Origin of the sequence: Halomonas sp. HMF6819 (assembly GCF_044335525.1) — a bacterium.
In the GTDB taxonomy this organism is placed as follows: domain Bacteria; phylum Pseudomonadota; class Gammaproteobacteria; order Pseudomonadales; family Halomonadaceae; genus Vreelandella.
The window spans coordinates 190,944-207,690 of sequence record NZ_JBIQVY010000003.1; the positions used below are offsets into that span (position 1 = coordinate 190,944).

Below are 16,747 nucleotides of genomic sequence, written 5' to 3' on the forward strand. Positions count from 1 at the left end.
GGTTATATGGCATATCTGGAGTTCAACGGTCGCAGCGTCGCCTATAGGCTGCTCGGCGCCCAGACCAACCCGCTGGTGGTGCTGGCGCATCCGCTGGGCATGAGCCAAGCGGTATGGGACGACGTCATTCCGGCGCTGCTGCCGCGCTATCGTGTGCTGACCTGGGACCTGCCCGGCCACGGCGCAAGCCAAGCGGTAAGTGGCGAACGCGTCACGCCCGCTGATCTCGCCGACGAGGCGCTGGCGCTAACGGATATCGCGGGTGCTGCACGTTTTCACTTCGTGGGCACGTCCATCGGCGGAGTGATCGGTCAGCGGCTGATCGAGGCGCACGGCGACCGGCTACTGTCGGCCACGCTGACCAACACTGGCGCGGTCATCGGCAACCCGGAGCTATGGAACACCCGCGCCGCGCGAGTGCGTGATGAAGGCCTGGCGGCCATGTCTCAGGAAATCGTGCCGCGCTGGTTCGGCCCTCAAGCGTTTGAAGCAAGCCCTGCGCTCAAAGCCGGGTGGTGCGTGCAGATGGGCCGCGGCGACGATGAATCCTACGCTCAGCTCTGCGAGATGCTGGGCCGCGATACGTTCACCGGGAAGCTCTCCAGCAAAGGCGTCAAGGTGCAGCTGCTCGGCGGCAGCGACGATCTCGCGACCCCGCCCGCGACCCTTGAAGTGCTTTCCGAGGAGCTTGGCGGCGCGCCGCTCGAGGTGTTCGACGGCGTGGGCCACGTGCCATCGGTCGAGGCACCCGCGCGCTTTGCCGAGACGCTCCTGGGCGCCATGGCCAGAGAGCTTGGCGACGTCGCCAACGACGGGGTGGCCTACGCCACCGGCCTTGAAACGCGCAAAGAGGTGCTGGGCGAGGCCCACGTCGAGCGCTCCACCGCCAACGCCAACAGCCTGGACGCGCCCTTCCAGCAGATGATCACGCGCCTGGCTTGGGGCGAGCTCTGGAGCAACGAGGATCTGACCCGGCGCGAACGCAGCATGATCACCACCGGCATTCTCGCCGCACTTGGCCGTGAAGAGCTGACGCTTCATTTGAAGACGGCTCAACGTATCGGTTTGAGCGAGGCCGAGCTTCGCCAAGTGCTGATGCACGTGGCCATCTACGGCGGCGTCCCTGCCGCCAATCACGCCTTTGCACTGGCCAAGGAGCTGGGCTGGGGGGAATAATCGCCGGGATGACGACGCATCACCAACAACAATTCATGCACCCCGCTCGTGCATTCACCGGAGCCATACCATGATCCCAGTTCAGCTCTTAATCGACGGGCAATCGTGCCCTGCCTCAGAGGGCGCCACCTTTGATCGCTGTAATCCGCTCAGCGGTGAGACGGTTTCTCGAACGGCGGCGGCGTCGCCGACCGACGCCGGGCGCGCCGTGGAAGCGGCAGAGTGCGCGTTCCCGGCCTGGTCACAAACGGGCCCTGGCGAGCGGCGTGCCAAACTCAACAAGGCCGCCGACCTGATGGAGGCGCGTCAGCAAGCGTTTATCGACGCCATGGTGGATGAAACCGGGGCGACGCCAGGCTGGGCCGGATTCAACGTAATGGTAGCGGCCAACGTACTGCGCGAGTCGGCGGCGCTGACGACGCAGATCCAGGGGCATGTGATTCCCTCGAACGTGCCCAACAGCATGGCGATGGGTGTGCGCGTCCCCTGCGGTGTGGTGGTCGGCATCGCGCCTTGGAATGCGCCGATCATCCTCGGCACCCGGGCGCTGGCCGGGCCGCTGGCCTGTGGTAATAGCGTCATCCTGAAAGCCTCGGAGATGTGCCCGAACACCCACGCACTGATTGGGGAGGTGCTGCATGAGGCCGGCTTGGGTGACGGTGTGGTCAACGTCATCCACAACGATCCGACACAGGCGGCGGCCGTGGTCAGCGCACTGATCGAGCATCCAGCGGTGCGGCGAGTCAACTTTACCGGCTCCACCCACGTCGGGCGGATTATCGCCGAGCAGGCCGCCAGACATTTGAAGCCCGTGTTGCTGGAGTTGGGCGGAAAAGCGCCGTTTCTGGTGCTCGACGATGCGGACATCGATGCGGCGGTCGAGGCGGCGGCCTTCGGGGCCTTCTTCAATCAGGGGCAGATTTGCATGTCCACCGAGCGCTTGATCGTTGATGAAACGGTCGCCGACGAATTCGCCGAGAAGCTTGCGGCGAAAGCGAAAACGCTGCTGGCCGGGAACCCGCGCGACGAGGGTAATGTTCTGGGCACGCTCATTTCATCGGCCGCCGGCGACAAGCTCAACGAGCTGATCGACGATGCCACTGGTAAGGGCGCACGGCTCGCCTGTGGTGGCAAGGCCGACGGGGTGGTCATGCAGCCGACGCTGCTTGACAACGTCTCCTCGACGATGCGCCTCTACGCTGAGGAGTCCTTTGGTCCGCTGGTAGCGATGATGCGCGTCAAGGGCGAAGAGGAGGCCATCCGCATCGCCAACGACAGCGAGTACGGCCTATCCGGCGCGGTGTTTACTCGTGATAGCGCCCGCGGGCTGCGTGTGGCCGGCCAGATCGTCACCGGCATCTGTCATATCAATGCGCCCACGGTACATGACGAGCCTCAGATGCCGTTTGGCGGCGTCAAAAACAGCGGCTATGGCCGGTTCGGCGGCAAGGCGGTGATCGAGGAGTTCACCGACCTGCGCTGGATGACGCTTCAGACCGGCCCGCGCCACTATCCCATCTGAGGTCGGCAGCTTGACCCACCTTGATTGATGACCCCGAAAGCGGCGCCTGGTGCGCCGCTTTTTTTGGGCCACACCGCGCCAAGGCTACGCTCTACGCTCGCTGCACGGCGGTGACGGCGTCGATCACGGTCGCGCAGAACCATCGCTGTGGCGCCGCGCTGTGGGGTTGGGCGTGCCAGTGTAGCGCCACGTCGAAGCCTGGCACCGCGAAAGGGAGTTCGTGGACCTTGAGCCTGGCATCCGCGAAACGTGCGGCGATCTGCAGCGGCAGGATCGCGATGAGGTCGCTGCCCTGAAGAACCTGAGGAAGCACCGAGAAGTGCGAAAGCGACAGGCTCACCTTGCGCTCGATGCCACGCTGCGTCAGCACCTCCTCGACCAGGCCGTGGCCCGATGAGGAGGCGATCGATACGTGCCTACCATGAATGAATCGCTCGAGGCTCAAGTCGTCGGCTGAGCTGCCTTGCTGGTCGAGCAGGCAGACATAGCGGTCTTCGAGTAGCACGTGCTTGTCGATGCCAGCGCCGCCGAGCGTCCGGCTACAGATCACCGCGTTGACCTTCCCGGTCGTCAGCCACTCTCGCGCCTTATCGATCTCCAGTGGTACGACCTCGAGCTCAGCCTGGGGTGCCTGAGCGTAGAAGGATTTCAAAATGGCAGGCAGTAGTGACATCTCACCCAGGTCGGTCAGCGCCAAGCGAAAACGGAGCTTACAGCGCTCGGGCGTAAAGTGACGGCTGCCGTCGATGGTGTCGTTGATCTGTCGCAAGGCTTCTTTCAGCGACGGATAGAGCTGACGTGCCACCGTGGTGGGCTCCATTCCCCGGGCGGTGCGCACGAACAGCCGGTCGTCGAACAGGTCGCGGAGCCGATTCAAGGCGTAGCTGATCGACGGCTGGGTAACGTGAAGCTGCTCGGCGGCCTGGGTCACGCTGCCGGTTTCATACAGCATCACTAGGGTGCGCATCAGATTCAAATCGACCTGCGCCATTTTATATAAGCCTCATCTATTTTTATAAGAAATAATATTGATTTGATTGATTATAGATAAGCCCGTTAGCGTGAATGAAACAAATTCAATCAGGAGCAGACAATGCCCAGCGTTCATGCGATTACCTATGAACTCTTGCGTCGCCAAGGGATCACCAACATTTTCGGTAATCCAGGATCCAACGAGCTGCCGTTTCTCAAAGATATGCCGGTGGATTTTGAGTACATCCTGGGGCTGCACGAGGGCGTGGTAGCGGGCATGGCAGATGGCTACGCATTGGCAAGCGGCAAGCCTGCCTTCGTCAATTTGCATGCTGCGGCGGGGACCGGCAACGCCATGGGGGCGCTGACCAACGCCTGGTACTCCCACTCGCCACTGGTGCTCACCGCCGGGCAGCAGGCGCGTTCGATGATCGGCGTGGAGTCGATGCTCGCCAACGTCGACGCGCCGCAACTTCCACGGCCGCTGGTCAAGTGGAGTTATGAACCGGCCTGCGCGGAAGATACTCCTCGAGCGTTGAGCCAAGCGATCCACAGCGCGAATGCCCGGCCCCGGGGGCCGGTTTACGTCTCGATTCCCCACGATGACTGGCAGCGTGAGGCCGGCGATGATGCCCTCCACCTGATGGAGCGTGAGGTGCATCATACCGGCGCGCCGCAGGTGGTGCAGGTCGAGCAGTTGGCCCTGCGCCTTCAGTCAGCGAACAACCCGGTGCTGGTACTTGGCCCCGAGGTGGACGCCGAGCAGGCCAATGCGCTTGCCATCGCGTTTGCCGAGCGCCTGAAAATGCCGGTGTGGGTGGCGCCATCTGCCTCGCGCTGTCCGTTCCCCAATCGTCATCCCTGCTTTCGCGGCGTGCTGCCCGCGGCCATTGCCGGGATCAGTGAGCAGCTCGACGGTCATGATTTGATCGTTGTCGTAGGCGCGCCGGTATTTCGCTATCACAAGTACGCGCCAGGGCATTACCTACCGGATGGGGCCCGCCTTATACACGTTACCTCCGATGCGGACGAAGCCGCCCGAGCGCCAGTGGGGGAGGCCTACGTAGGCGGTGTGCACGCGATGCTCGAGGCACTCTTGCCGCATCTCGAGACAAGCAGCCGCGCGATGCCCGTAGCGCTACCGACACCCGGCGTGGTGCAGGATGAAAAGGACCGCATGGCGCCGGCCAACGTATTCGAGGCCGTGAACGCGCTGGCGCCAAAGGATGCCATCTACGTCAAGGAGGCCACCTCGACGGTGGAAATCTTCTGGGAGCGGGTCGAGATGCGTCATCCCGGCAGCTACTTCTTTCCCGCCGCCGGCGGGCTCGGCTTCGGTTTGCCGGCAGCGGTGGGAGCCCAGCTCGCCTGCCCCGAGCGTCAGGTGATCGGGCTCGTCGGCGACGGCTCGGCCAACTACGCCATCACCGCACTTTGGAGTGCCGCCCAGTACCGCGTTCCGGTGATCTTTATCATCCTCAAGAACGGCACCTATGGTGCCTTGCGAGGGTTTGCCAAGCACATGCAGGTGGAGGATGCGCCGGGACTCGACGTGCCCGACATCGACTTCTGCGCGCTGGCAGAAGGCTACGGCGTGGAAGCCGTGTGCGCCACCAATCGGGAGCGCCTGGAGGCCGCGCTGATAAAGGGCCTTGGGATGGAAGCCCCACTACTGATCGAGGTGCCTACACTTCAGACCTGAATGGGCGTCAATACAGTGTCGCAACACACTCGATAATCACCATTGCTTTACAATGACAATAAGAGGATGACCTCATGAAACGCGCCATCTCACAAGGCCTGATCGTTACGTTGGCCGCCACCGCATCGCTTACCGCTCACGGCGAAACGCTGCGCCTGTCTCACTTCTGGCCGTCGGCCTCCGCCGTTCATAAGGAGATATTCGAGGTCTGGGCCGACAGCGTCGAAGAGGCCTCCCAGGGCGAGCTCGACGTTCAGATATTTCCCTCTGGCACGCTGAGCAAGCCGGACCACGCCTATCAGGGAGCGGTCGACGGCATTTCCGACATCGCCGCCTCACTGCAGGGCTACACCTCCGGGCGCTTTCCCCTCTCCGAGATCGTGCAACTGCCGGGCGTCTCCAGTAGCGCCACTCAGGGTTCCTGTATCCTGCAAACGATGTTTGACGAGGGGCTCATCGACAGTGAGTACGAAGACGTTAAGGTGTTATTCCTGTTTACCACGGGCCCGGCATACCTGCATACGCGCAGCACCGAGATCGAGTCGCCGTCGGATCTGGCGGGGCTACGCATCCGCCGCCCAAGCGACGTCGCCGGAGAAATGCTCTCAAGCCTGGGGGCCGACCCGATCGGCATGCCGGCGCCGGATATCTACACCTCGCTTCAGCGCGGCGTGATGGATGGCTTGAGCTTTCCCTGGGAGGCGATGCGTGTGTTCGGTATCAACGAGCTAGTCGACTATCACTTGGAAGTACCCTACTACTCCGGCGCGGTCATGGCGGTGATGAATCGCGATGCGTTTGAAGCGCTCTCAGATGAGGCGCGTGCGGTGATCGATCAGCATAGCGGCATGGAGTGGTCGCAGGTGGCCGGCGAGGTGTATCACCACTTGGACGCGGTGGGGCGCGACGAGGCGCTGGAACAGGGCGATACGATCCATACCGTCGAGGACCCTCTCAGTGACCCGGCGTGGGCGGGCCCGCTGGAGGAGGGCACCGAGCGCTATCTGGCACGGCTCGAGGAGCGCGGATTGGACAACGCCCGCGAGGTTTATGAGCGCGCGCTGAGCCTGCGTGACGAGTGCGGCGAGTAACGTCACGGTTTTCATGCGCGCTTGAATCGGCGAAGGTAGTGCTTTCGTTTCGCGGATAGAGCGCCATGCTGAACGCCCGTATCAAATTGCGCCACCTGACGGCATTTCTCGAAGTCGCCAAGCGACGCAGTTTCGCCCGCGCCGCCGAGGCGCTTTCGATCAGCCAGCCGGGGATCTCCAAGGCGATCCGCGAGCTCGAGGAGATTTTAGAGACGCCGCTGTTCGAACGGGGCGCCCAAGGGATATCGCTCACCCAGGCGGGGCTCACGCTTTTGCGCCACGCCGGGCCCGCTCTGCGCGCGCTCGATGAAGGCGTGGGGGCGATCGGCAGCGGCCATCGCGGCAAGCGCTGGCTGCGGGTGGGGGCGCTCTCCACCGTCGAAAGCCGTTTGCTGCCGCTGGCGATTCAGCGCTTTCATGCCGCGCCGCCTCTGGGCGTCGGGGAGGTGTGCGTGTCGGTGGTGACCGGGGCCAGCGCCTATCTGCTGTCGCGTTTGCGCTTGGGCGAGCTGGATATGGTGGTGGGGCGAATGACCGAGGCGCGGGAGATCGGCGATCTCTACTTTGAGCATCTTTACTATGAGCCGCTGGTGATCGTCGCCCGCCGCGATCATCCATTGGCCCGGGTAGCGCCGGTCGCCGCCGACCAGCTCGTCGACTACCCTTGGGCGCTGCCGCCGCCGCAGACCACGCTGCGCCAGCAGGTGGACAGCTTCTGCGTGCGCCACGCCATTACCTTGCCACCGCTTTTGCTTGAAACGCTGTCGCTGCCGGTCAGCCATCGCTATACGCTGGAGAGTGACGCGCTGTGGATCGCCCCGCGCGAGGCGGTGGCCGGCGAGCTCGAAAGGGGCGAGCTCGTCGAGGTCGCGCTGCCCTTCGAGTCTCAGGGCGGGTCGGTAGGGGTCTGCACCAACGCGAGCATGGAGGCCTCGATGAGCCGCGACGTATTTTGCGAAACGCTGCGCCAGGTCGCGGCAGAGCGCATTCAACCAAGGTCTTAACGCCCATAACCCATGGGTTATGAGCGGCCATGACTCTTCAATTGGCAAAAGTGCGGCAACCCGCCACACTCGGGGCCTGCCGGCGCTCGCCTGGCCGGTGCTCATAACGCCATCAAGAGCCTCTCCCATGACCCATGACTATAACCGCTTCGTGACCCGTGACCGCAACTGGCATCCCCCGGCCTACGCCCCTGGCTACAAGACATCGGTGGCGCGCTCGCCGCAGCAGGCGCTGATGAGTCTGCAGCAGCCTACCGCCTCCGAGCTGACCGGTCCGGATTTTCGCCACCTGCGCATGGGCCGTTTTGACAACGACCTGCTGATGAACTTCACCCAGGGCGAAGGTCTGCCCCAAGGCGAGCGGATCATCATGTACGGCCGCGTGGTCGATCAGTTCGGCAAGCCAATCCCGCATACGCTGGTCGAAATGTGGCAGGCCAACGCCGGCGGGCGCTACCGCCACAAGAAGGACGCCTACCTGGCGCCGCTGGATCCGAACTTCGGCGGGGTGGGGCGTTGCTTGACCGATGATCAGGGCTTTTATCGCTTCCGTACCATCAGGCCCGGCCCCTACCCCTGGCCCAACGATGTGAACAGCTGGCGCCCGGCACATATCCACGTTTCCGTCATGGGGCCTTCGATCTCAACGCGCCTGATCACCCAAATGTATTTCGAGGGCGATCCGCTGATTCCCCTGTGTCCGATCGTACATACCCTGAAAGACCCGGACGCCGTGGAAACCATGATCGGGCGTCTGGACATGGCCCAGAGCCGGCCGATGGACTGCCTCGCGTATCGTTTCGATATCGTGGTGCGCGGTGAGCTGCAAACCTATTTCGAAAACCAGTAAGGCAGGGGAGAAACACATGAAACAGCCTAACACCCAGCCGACCAGTGAGCTGATGCTGCGCGAGACCGCCTCGCAAACCGCCGGGCCCTACGTGCATATCGGTTTGGCCCCCGCCGCTGCAGGTAACCCGGAGCGTGACGAGGAGGTCTGGAACGAGATGGCGGGCCCCAATGCCAAGGGCGAATCCATCGAGATCATCGGCACCGTCATCGACGGCAACGATGACCTGGTTCGCGACGCGTTTTTGGAAGCCTGGCAGGCCGATGCCGACGGTAATTATCAATCAAATTACGATTTACGTAACGATTTTAATAGCTTTGGCAGAACCGCCACGACGGCGGATCAGGGCAGCGAATGGCGCCTGAAAACCGTCAAGCCCGGCGCGGTACTTCATCCAAACGGTGCGCCGATGGCGCCGCACATCAACCTGTCGATCTTCGCTCGCGGCGTGAACATCCACCTGCAGACAAGGCTCTATTTCGATGATGAGGTTGAGGCCAACGCGGCCTGTCCGGTGCTCTCCCGCGTCGAGTCGGATAGCCGCCGCCAGACGCTGATCGCCAAGCGTGAAGAAGCCGATGGCGTGGTGCGCTACCGTTTCGACATTCGCTTGCAGGGCCCGGGTGAGACGGTCTTTTTCGACTTCTGATCTTGTTGGGCCGAAAAAAAGCGCCGGGGCACTGCCCCGGCGCTTTCGTATCCGGCGGCCCTAAAGGACCGCGTGTCTTTTCAATGTTTATCGCGGGTCAGGCGTCGCTCACCGCGCATTCAGCCTTGAGACTCATGGCCGTGTCGTAAACCTCCTGGGCGTTACCACCGACCTCGCTGATGTAACGATCGATAGTTTCCTGCAACACCGGGCCCCAATCGGGGTCGTTGAGCGCGTCGTCGATTTCGACGAAGGTGTGGCCGGCTTCGACGGCCTCCTGGCGGCCTTCCTTGATCAACGTGTCGTAGACCTCGGCGGCGCGCATCGACCACTCCATGCCGCTGTGCTCGTCGATCACTTGGCGAAGTTCCTCCGGCAAGCCATCGTAGTTACGCTGGTTCATGACCGCGAACAGCGACAGGTCATAAAGCGGGACTTCAGTGTGGTAGTTCGCCAGCTCGCTGAGTCGGAAGGTCTTCATCCCCTCCCAATTGAAGCTCAAGCCATCGACGACGCCGCGCTGCATGGCGGTGAAGACGTCCGGCGCGGGCATGCCAACGGCCTGGGCGCCCAGGCGCTCCATCATGTCGCCGACCACCGACGTGGGCCGGCGCAGTCGCAGCCCGGCCAGGTCCTCGGGTTTTTCGATCTGGCGCTCCTTGGTGTGCAAATAGCCCGGGCCGGTGGTGAAGAAAAACAGCGGCCGGGTATCGGCATACTCGTCGTCCAGGTAGCCCTGGTCATAGAGCGACTGCAGAATGCAGGCGCCTTCGCGGGCGCTCGAGGAGACGCCGGGCAGCTCGACAATTTGCGTCAACGGAAAGCGCCCGGACGTATAGCCTTGGGCTGAGGCGCCGATATCGGCAATGCCCCGGGCGGTGCTGTCGTAGGTCTGCGCTGACTTGGCCAGCGTTTGGCTGGGGAAAACTTCCACGTCGAGCTCGCCGTTGGAGGCCTCGCTGACGCTGTCCGCCCACGCCTGGAAGAGCGCGCTGTCAACCATCGACCCACCGGGCCAGACGTGGGCCAGACGCAGCGTGGTCTGGGCCTGAGCGGCGGCGGGTAATAAAACCAGCGCGCTCATCAGCGCGGCACGTGTCACGGTCGTCGGAATTTTTTTCATTATAGTTATCCTTCTATCTTCTTGAGCAGTATCAGGGGGGAGAACTTAAAGGTCCAATACGAGTACGCTGCTTTTAGCACGGGAACAGCACGGCGTGAACTGATCGTTGGCTGCATGCTCGTGCTCCTCGAGATACAAATCGCGATGGTCCGGCTCGCCTTCGAGCACGCGGGTCAGGCAGGTGCCGCATACGCCCTGTTCGCAGGAGACCATCACCTCGATGCCGTTTTCGGCCAGCACCTGATGAACGGTCTTGTCCGCAGGCACGGTAAAGCTTGCCCCGCTGCTGGCGATGCGTACCTCGAAGCTGCCGTCGTCCTCGCTCGAGGTATCGGCGCCGCTAAAGTACTCGGTATGCACCTGATCCTCCGGCCAGCCGCTGGCCTTGCAGGTGGTCATGACTGCATCGATGAAGCCCTTGGGGCCGCACACGTAAACGTGGGTATCGGCGCTGGGCTCGCCGAGCAGCGCGTCGAGGTTCAGGTGCTGGCTGGCGTCGCCGTCGTCGAAGTGAAAGTGCACGCGTTCGGCGAAGCTCGAGTCCTGCAGGCGCTGATAAAACGCCGTACGCTCCTGGGAGCGGGTGCAGTAGTGCAGCTCGAACCCACCGTCGGTATGCGCCAGGCGTTCGGCCATGCATAGAAGCGGCGTGATACCGATGCCGCCGGCCAGCAGCAGGGTGTGCTCGGCGGGCTTGAGCGGAAAGTGATTTTTCGGCGCACTGATTTGGACCAGATCGCCGACCTGGAGCTCATCGTGCATGGCGTGGGAGCCGCCGCGCGAGTTGGCGTCGCGCAGCACACCGATCAGGTAACGGTCGCGATCGTCTGAATGGTTGCAAAGCGAGTACTGGCGCACCAGCCCTTCCTTGACGCGCACATCAACATGCGCGCCAGCGCTGAAGGCCGGGAGCTCCCGGCCGTGGGGGTCGGCAAGTTCGAAGGTGACGATATCGCGCGCCTCGACGTGGCGCGCCTTGACCTCCACGATCATCGAGGGGGCGGAGTGGGTCATGCGCTCTCCTCCGTGCTTGCGGCCTCGCGCTCCTCAGACAGGATGCGGTCGATGATCCGGCGCGCCTGTACGCCGCCGCCGTCGATGTTGAGTTTCAGAAGCTGGCGGTCCGGGTACTTGAGCAGATTACTCTGCTGCGCCTCTAGCATCTCGAGGTCTTCCTCGAAGATCTTGCCCTGGCCTTCGCGGATCTTGTCGGTCAGCGCCTGATCCTCGGGTTTGAAGTTGCGCGCCATGCCCCAGAAGTACCAGATTGAGGTATCCGATTCCGGCGTGATGAAGTCGACCACGATGCTCGAGGCTTTCTTGTCCGCCGGCGCGTTGGCCCCGCCGTTACCGGCGTGAGCGACGCCCACTTCGATTAGTACGTGGCTTGGCGGCGTGAAGCGGCAGATCTGCCAGCGGTCCACCGGCACGTCGTCGGCCAGGCCATTGCCGCGCAGCGCCGCCTGCCAGAACGGCGGGGCGGGAATGTTTTCCATCTCGCGACTGGTCACGACTTCGTCGCCATTTACCCTGGTGTCGGGGGCGGCTTCCTCGATCTCGGGCTGGCCGATGCTGGAGGCGTGAACGTAGGTCTCGTGGGTCAGGTCCATGAGGTTATCGATCATCAGCCGGTATTCGCAGCCAATATGATAGAGTCCGCCGCCGTAGGCCCACTCCGGGTTCTCTGCCCACTCGAGTACCGGAATGAGGCTTGCGTCCGCCTTGTCGGGGTCGCCGGGCCAGATCCAGATAAAGCCGTAGCGCTCCTCGACCGGGTACGACTGCACGCTGGGAAAGCCGCGTACGCGCTGGCCGGGCATGCTGTCACACTTGCCGCTACAGTTCATTTCCAGGCCGTGGTAGCCGCACACCAGTTTGCCGTCGCGCACGAACCCGAGAGAGAGCGGCGCGCCGCGGTGGGGGCAGAAATCGTCCATGGCGGCGACGCGGCCTTCGTCGCCGCGAAAGAATACGAGCTGCTTGTTGCAGATAGTGCGCCCGAGCGGTTTATCTTCCAGCTCGTCAGGCGTGCAGGCAACGTACCAGGTATTCATCGGGTAGGGAGAGTGGTGTCGAGTCACGGCAGGATCCTCTAGAGTATTTTTTGATTTTTTAGTTATTGGATCCAAAGTAAAGAGGGTGATGGTTTTCTTCGTCAACCTATACTTTTGGTTTACCCGACCTCTTGCATGGCGATAAACAATTGATACAGGAGCAATAATGGGGAGTAACGATAAAAGCGTCGCCAGTCGATTGCGCAAGCTGATCGAGGACGGCTTCTATCCCCAGGGTGAGCGACTGGGCGAAGAGGCGGTTGCCGAGCGGTTGGGCGTCTCCAGAACGCCGGTCAGGCTGGCGTTCAGAAGCCTCGAACAGGAAGGGCTGTTGAAGCGTGCGGGTAAACGTGGGTACATGGTGCGCGAATTCACCGACGCCGATATTCACTGCGCGGTGGAAGTGCGCGGCGCGCTGGAAGGGCTAGCGGCCAGGCGCGTGGCCGAGCGGGGAGTGTCCGACGAGCTTCGCCGGGATCTGCTTTTTTGGATCCAAAAGGGGCGGGGTGTGCTTGAAAAGGGACATTTGGAGGACGATGATGTCGAGCGCTGGATCGAGCTCAACTACCGTTTTCATGATTTGATCGTCAGTTCTGCTGGCAGCGCCGTGATTGGCGACGCCATCGCGCGCAACGACCATCTGCCTTTCGCTGCCGCAGCGTCCATCGTAATCGATGACGAAAATCGAGTCGGCGAGTTCAGAAAGCTGCAGCTGGCTCAGTTGCACCACGAACTCATCTTTCAAGCACTCGATAGGGGCGAAGGCGCGCGAGTTGAAATGTTGATGCGCGAGCACGCCTTGATTGGTATTCGCTACCAGGCATTTTTAGGAAGCCAGCACTAGCAGTCATTCTTTTATGAGCGTCTCGAAAGATGCCCATCAACGTAGATACCCTGGACCAAGGTCGATTGGTGCTCGATAGGCAAGTGGATTATGGTATTTCCATAAAACGAACTTATATTCGTTATGCGAACAAGCGTGTTCTACCAACAGAACGGGAGCTCCTCATGAAAGCAGTTTTCGCTCGGTGTGCGCTCGCCGCCACCATCGCTGGTCTCTCCATTGCTTCCGCCCAGGCGGCCACCACGCTTCGTATGGCGCACTTCTGGCCGGGCGCTTCCGCCGTCAACGAAGATATTCTGCAAGCCTGGGCCGATACCATCGCCGAAGAGTCCAATGGCGATTTGAACGTACAGATGTTCCCGTCGGGTACGCTCGCCAAGCCGGACTCCATCTACGAAGCGGCGGCTAACGGCATTACCGATATCGGCGCGACGGCCCAAGGCTACACCGCCGGACGCTTCCCGCTTTCCCAAATTGTCGAGCTTCCGGGCGTGGCGAATTCGGCGACCCAGGGCGCCTGCGTACTGCAGACCCTGTATGACGAAGGCCATCTCGATAGCGAGTACGAGGACACCCGGCCGTTGTTCATGTTTACCACCGGTCCTGGCGGTATCCATACCATCGATACCGACGTGCAGACCCCGGCGGACCTCGAAGGGCTTCGCATTCGCCGCCCGACCGCCGTAGCGGGTGAAATGCTCGAAAACATGGGGGCAAGCCCGGTGGGTATGCCAGCGCCGGATATCTATACCTCCATGCAGCGCGGCGTCATCGACGGCTTGAGCTTTCCCTGGGAGGGGCTTGGCAGCTTTAGCATCAACGAACTGGTGAGCTACCACACCGAGGTGCCGTTTTACACGCTGGTCTTCGTCGCGACCATGAACCAGCGCGCCTATGAGCGTTTGACGCCGGAGCAGCAGGCGGTGATCGACGACAACTCCGGTATGAAGTGGGCCGAGAAGGCTGGCGAGGTTTTCGATCGTCTGGATGTCGAAGGCAAGCAGGAAGCGGTCGACGCCGGGCACACCATTCGCGAAATCGAAAATCCGCTCGAGGACCCGGACTGGCAGGGCCCGCTGGAGGATGGTATCGAAACCTACCTGAGCCAGCTCGAAGAGCGGGGCCTCGATCAGGCACGCGATGTTTATCAAGCCGCGCTGACGGCCAGCGCAGCTTGCGAAAGCGCCCAGGAGTAACCGATGCAGCGTTCTCTGGAAAAGGCTAGCCACTGGCTGGCCTTTTGTTGTCGCGTGGTCGCCGGTGTAGCGCTGGTAGCGCTGCTGATGGTGACCATCGCCGATGTCAGCACCCGCTATCTCTATCGCTTGACCGACGGCGCCTTCGCGCTACGCGTGAGCGGAAGCGTCGAACTTGTGAGCTATCTCATGCTGTGCTCGCTGCTCGCGGCCATGGCGGCCAACGTCGAGAAAAGCCAAGTGGTGGTCGAGGCGTTTTCGCATCGCCTGCCCCAGTGGATGAAAAACCGCCTTCACGGCGTCTATCTGCTGGGCTTTGCCGCGTTGGGACTGGTGCTGTTTACCGGGCTTCTGGATTCGGCGGCGGCGGCCTCGCGTCACGGTGAGGTGACCCAGGATTTGCGCCTGCCCATGGGGCCCATTTACTACGCGGCGGCGGCCATGAGCCTGCTGCTTGGCATTCGTAGCGCCCTGCACGCGCTGCTCTGTGCGCTCTTTGGTGCTGACGTGGAGGTGGCCGATGGGGAGTGAAATGATTGGAGCGCTGGGGCTTGGCCTGCTCTTGGTACTGATGGTGCTCAGAGTGCCCGTCGCGCTGACCATGCTGATCATCGGTGTGGGTGGTTTTGCACAGATCATCAGTTGGGACGCCGCCATCGCGCAGCTCAAGACCGTGCCCATCGAAGTGCTGTCGAACTACAGCTTCAGCGCCGTGCCCATGTTCATTTTAATGGGCGTGCTGGCGGCGCATTCGGGCATGGCAGGCAAGCTTTTTGACGCCACGCGCACGATCTGCGGCGGCTGGAAAGGGGGGCTTGCCATTGCCGCGGTCGGCTCCTGTGGGGTGTTCTCGGCGATTTCCGGCTCGTCGCTGGCCACAGCCAGTACCATGACCCGCGTGGCGCTGCCGGAAATGGAGCGCTACGGCTACAACCGGGGCCTGGCCACCGGAGCGCTGGCCGCTGGCGGCACGCTCGGTATCATGATTCCGCCGAGTATTGCGCTTTTGATCTACGCCATTTTGACCGAGCAGTCGGTCGGCGACATGTTCATGGCGGGGCTGATTCCGGGCCTGATGGGGCTGGTCATGTACGCGCTGACGGTAACGGTCGTCATGCGCCTGCGCCCAGACCTGGCAGTGGCCGGCGAGCGGACGTCCTGGCGGGCGAAGTTTTCCTCGATATCCGGGCTGATACCGTTCTTCGCCGTTTTCCTGGTGATGATTCTGGGGATCTATTTCGGCCTGTTCACCCCCACGGAAGGCGCCAGCGTTGGGGCGTTCGCCACGCTTCTCTACGCGCTTTACAAGGGCATGCGCGGAGCCGGTCTCTGGCGCAGCCTGCAGGAGACGCTGGCGCTGTCGTCGGTGGTGTTTTTCATGCTGGTCGGCGCCGAGACGCTGGGCTACTTCATCTCGGTCTCGCGGATTTCGTTTTCCATCAGCGACTTTCTCTACGGCATGGACCTGGCGCCCATCGCGGTGGTGCTGTGCATCCTTCTGCTCTACTTCGTGCTCGGCATGTTCATGGACTCGATCGCCATGCTGGTGATCACCGTGCCGGTGGTGTATCCGATCATCCAGGCGCTGGGCATTGATCCGGTCTGGTTCGGGATCATCACGGTGCTGACGGTGGAGCTTGGCCTGATCACCCCGCCTGTGGGCATGAACGTGTTCGTCATCAAGGCCATGGCGCCGCACGTGGGCCTGGGCGAGATCTTCAAGGGCGTGGCGCCGTTCATCGTGTCGGACTTCTTGCGACTGGCGCTGCTGATCATTTTCCCGGTGCTAAGCACGTTCTTTTTGCTCTAGCCTTATCTGCTCTCATCCTGACTGGCTCGGGGCCTCGTTGGCGCTGGAAAAATACGGCGCGAGGTGGTCCTTGAGTCGGGCCCGGTCGGCGGGCTCTTCGATGCGGCTGTTGGTCAGCATGTTGTCGAACAGCGCCTGACGCTTTTCCCGCGACGAGGGCAGCGCCTTCACGTGAGTGTCGATCCAAATCAACTGACCGCTTTCGTCGATCATCAGGTTGTCCAGATGCAGGTCGCGGTGGTAGTAGCCCGCCTCGGCCAGCGCCGCCACCTGGAAGGCCAAGGTATCGATGAAGCGGGCGCGGCTGGTGTCATCAAGGTCGGCATAGTAGTCGCTTCCCGCCTGACACCGGCTCATGTGCTCCATGGCATAGAGCGAGCCCAGCGGGTTCAAGAAGTTGAGCGCTACGCCGTAGCAGCGCACGTTAACCGTGCGCTGGCCCAGCTTTTTCAAAATACGCCGGCTCTGGTACTCCTTGTGAGCGTCATAGGAGCCGGTCAAGCGCTTGGAAATGATGTCGCGTCCCAGCCAGCGCCAGAAATCCTCGCGGGGTGAGTATTTATCGTGCACGAGCTTGAACAGCGTGCCGGTCTTCTCCTGCAGAAAAAAGCGGCTGCTGCTCTTGTCATCCAGGTGGGGCATGGGCGTCAAGCCGTGCAGATTCAGCACCGGGTTCATCGGCGCGCGGTTGAGCAGGTACCAGCCAGGCCGTTTTAAAAAAAAGAATCGCTGTAATTTTTTATACATACGCAAG

The 16,747-nt window shown here is 62.1% G+C and carries 16 protein-coding genes; 11 read left to right on the top strand and 5 right to left on the bottom strand.

The features are described from left to right. The first annotated feature begins 6 nt into the window (after positions 1-6). Positions 7-1,176: an alpha/beta fold hydrolase gene (locus tag ACGLWX_RS10965; RefSeq protein WP_396239696.1), complete on the top strand. Its 1,170-nt coding sequence runs from the start codon at positions 7-9 to the stop codon at positions 1,174-1,176. 70 nt (positions 1,177-1,246) lie between these two features. After that, positions 1,247-2,698 carry an aldehyde dehydrogenase gene (locus tag ACGLWX_RS10970; RefSeq protein ID WP_396239698.1) on the top strand — a complete coding sequence of 484 codons (1,452 nt, stop codon included), beginning with the start codon at positions 1,247-1,249 and terminating at the stop codon, positions 2,696-2,698. A 91-nt stretch (positions 2,699-2,789) separates the two neighbouring features. On the opposite strand, the gene ACGLWX_RS10975 is transcribed toward ACGLWX_RS10970, so the two are convergent. After that, complete coding sequence (locus ACGLWX_RS10975) at positions 2,790-3,689, bottom strand: LysR family transcriptional regulator (protein WP_396239700.1); 900 nt, start codon at positions 3,687-3,689, stop codon at positions 2,790-2,792. A gap of 102 nt (positions 3,690-3,791) precedes the next feature. Here ACGLWX_RS10975 and mdlC point away from each other — a divergent pair, with 102 nt between their 5' ends. From mdlC to pcaG, 5 genes are all read left to right on the top strand, one after another. Next, positions 3,792-5,372, top strand: a complete 1,581-nt coding sequence (mdlC, locus tag ACGLWX_RS10980) for a benzoylformate decarboxylase (protein ID WP_396239702.1) — start codon at positions 3,792-3,794, stop codon at positions 5,370-5,372. Positions 5,373-5,446: 74 nt separating this feature from the next. Then, positions 5,447-6,463: a TRAP transporter substrate-binding protein gene (locus ACGLWX_RS10985; RefSeq protein WP_396239704.1), complete on the top strand. Its 1,017-nt coding sequence runs from the start codon at positions 5,447-5,449 to the stop codon at positions 6,461-6,463. A 65-nt stretch (positions 6,464-6,528) separates the two neighbouring features. Continuing rightward, a complete protein-coding gene (gene pcaQ / locus ACGLWX_RS10990; protein WP_396239706.1) occupies positions 6,529-7,467 on the top strand; it encodes a pca operon transcription factor PcaQ in 939 nt (312 codons plus the stop codon). A gap of 127 nt (positions 7,468-7,594) precedes the next feature. Continuing rightward, the gene (gene pcaH / locus ACGLWX_RS10995; protein ID WP_252108039.1) at positions 7,595-8,317 is read left to right on the top strand and encodes a protocatechuate 3,4-dioxygenase subunit beta; all 723 of its coding nucleotides are present in this window, start codon (positions 7,595-7,597) and stop codon (positions 8,315-8,317) included. A gap of 16 nt (positions 8,318-8,333) precedes the next feature. Continuing rightward, positions 8,334-8,966, top strand: a complete 633-nt coding sequence (gene pcaG / locus ACGLWX_RS11000; protein ID WP_396239708.1) for a protocatechuate 3,4-dioxygenase subunit alpha — start codon at positions 8,334-8,336, stop codon at positions 8,964-8,966. 97 nt (positions 8,967-9,063) lie between these two features. On the opposite strand, the gene ACGLWX_RS11005 is transcribed toward pcaG, so the two are convergent. The 3 genes from ACGLWX_RS11005 to ACGLWX_RS11015 are packed head-to-tail and all read right to left on the bottom strand — an operon-like array spanning position 9,064 to position 12,143. Continuing rightward, on the bottom strand, positions 9,064-10,089 hold the full coding sequence (locus tag ACGLWX_RS11005; protein WP_252108041.1) for a TRAP transporter substrate-binding protein: 1,026 nt from the start codon (positions 10,087-10,089) through the stop codon (positions 9,064-9,066). Positions 10,090-10,134: 45 nt separating this feature from the next. Further along, positions 10,135-11,103, bottom strand: coding sequence for a PDR/VanB family oxidoreductase (locus tag ACGLWX_RS11010; RefSeq protein ID WP_396239710.1), 969 nt, complete (start codon positions 11,101-11,103; stop codon positions 10,135-10,137). After that, complete coding sequence (locus tag ACGLWX_RS11015; protein WP_396240043.1) at positions 11,100-12,143, bottom strand: Rieske 2Fe-2S domain-containing protein; 1,044 nt, start codon at positions 12,141-12,143, stop codon at positions 11,100-11,102. The genes ACGLWX_RS11010 and ACGLWX_RS11015 overlap by 4 nt, the downstream gene beginning before the upstream one ends. Before the next feature lie 166 nt (positions 12,144-12,309). On the opposite strand from ACGLWX_RS11015, the gene ACGLWX_RS11020 reads away from it, so the two are divergent. From ACGLWX_RS11020 to ACGLWX_RS11035, 4 genes are all read left to right on the top strand, one after another. Continuing rightward, entirely contained in the window at positions 12,310-12,987 is a 678-nt protein-coding gene (locus tag ACGLWX_RS11020; RefSeq protein WP_396239712.1) for a GntR family transcriptional regulator, read from the top strand. A gap of 164 nt (positions 12,988-13,151) precedes the next feature. Further along, on the top strand, positions 13,152-14,183 hold the full coding sequence (locus ACGLWX_RS11025) for a TRAP transporter substrate-binding protein (protein ID WP_396239714.1): 1,032 nt from the start codon (positions 13,152-13,154) through the stop codon (positions 14,181-14,183). A 3-nt stretch (positions 14,184-14,186) separates the two neighbouring features. After that, positions 14,187-14,714: a TRAP transporter small permease gene (locus ACGLWX_RS11030; RefSeq protein WP_252108045.1), complete on the top strand. Its 528-nt coding sequence runs from the start codon at positions 14,187-14,189 to the stop codon at positions 14,712-14,714. After that, positions 14,704-15,993, top strand: a complete 1,290-nt coding sequence (locus ACGLWX_RS11035; protein WP_396239716.1) for a TRAP transporter large permease — start codon at positions 14,704-14,706, stop codon at positions 15,991-15,993. Before ACGLWX_RS11030 ends, ACGLWX_RS11035 begins: the two co-directional genes overlap by 11 nt. 12 nt (positions 15,994-16,005) lie before the next feature. Here ACGLWX_RS11035 and ACGLWX_RS11040 read toward each other — a convergent pair whose 3' ends face one another. After that, positions 16,006-16,740 (bottom strand): hypothetical protein, encoded by a 735-nt coding sequence (locus tag ACGLWX_RS11040; RefSeq protein ID WP_252108047.1) that lies wholly within the window; start codon positions 16,738-16,740, stop codon positions 16,006-16,008. Between the last annotated feature and the right edge of the window lie 7 nt (positions 16,741-16,747).

Excerpts from the sequence above, each read along its gene's own strand:
- ACGLWX_RS10965 (WP_396239696.1), top strand. The coding sequence starts at position 7 with ATGGCATATCTGGAGTTCAACGGTCGCAGCGTCGCCTATAGGCTGCTC.
- ACGLWX_RS10970 (WP_396239698.1), top strand. The coding sequence starts at position 1,247 with ATGATCCCAGTTCAGCTCTTAATCGACGGGCAATCGTGCCCTGCCTCA.
- ACGLWX_RS10975 (WP_396239700.1), bottom strand. The coding sequence starts at position 3,689 with ATGGCGCAGGTCGATTTGAATCTGATGCGCACCCTAGTGATGCTGTAT.
- mdlC (WP_396239702.1), top strand. The coding sequence starts at position 3,792 with ATGCCCAGCGTTCATGCGATTACCTATGAACTCTTGCGTCGCCAAGGG.
- ACGLWX_RS10985 (WP_396239704.1), top strand. The coding sequence starts at position 5,447 with ATGAAACGCGCCATCTCACAAGGCCTGATCGTTACGTTGGCCGCCACC.
- pcaQ (WP_396239706.1), top strand. The coding sequence starts at position 6,529 with ATGCTGAACGCCCGTATCAAATTGCGCCACCTGACGGCATTTCTCGAA.
- pcaH (WP_252108039.1), top strand. The coding sequence starts at position 7,595 with ATGACCCATGACTATAACCGCTTCGTGACCCGTGACCGCAACTGGCAT.
- pcaG (WP_396239708.1), top strand. The coding sequence starts at position 8,334 with ATGAAACAGCCTAACACCCAGCCGACCAGTGAGCTGATGCTGCGCGAG.
- ACGLWX_RS11005 (WP_252108041.1), bottom strand. The coding sequence starts at position 10,089 with ATGAAAAAAATTCCGACGACCGTGACACGTGCCGCGCTGATGAGCGCG.
- ACGLWX_RS11010 (WP_396239710.1), bottom strand. The coding sequence starts at position 11,103 with ATGACCCACTCCGCCCCCTCGATGATCGTGGAGGTCAAGGCGCGCCAC.
- ACGLWX_RS11015 (WP_396240043.1), bottom strand. The coding sequence starts at position 12,143 with ATGAATACCTGGTACGTTGCCTGCACGCCTGACGAGCTGGAAGATAAA.
- ACGLWX_RS11020 (WP_396239712.1), top strand. The coding sequence starts at position 12,310 with ATGGGGAGTAACGATAAAAGCGTCGCCAGTCGATTGCGCAAGCTGATC.
- ACGLWX_RS11025 (WP_396239714.1), top strand. The coding sequence starts at position 13,152 with ATGAAAGCAGTTTTCGCTCGGTGTGCGCTCGCCGCCACCATCGCTGGT.
- ACGLWX_RS11030 (WP_252108045.1), top strand. The coding sequence starts at position 14,187 with ATGCAGCGTTCTCTGGAAAAGGCTAGCCACTGGCTGGCCTTTTGTTGT.
- ACGLWX_RS11035 (WP_396239716.1), top strand. The coding sequence starts at position 14,704 with ATGGGGAGTGAAATGATTGGAGCGCTGGGGCTTGGCCTGCTCTTGGTA.
- ACGLWX_RS11040 (WP_252108047.1), bottom strand. The coding sequence starts at position 16,740 with ATGTATAAAAAATTACAGCGATTCTTTTTTTTAAAACGGCCTGGCTGG.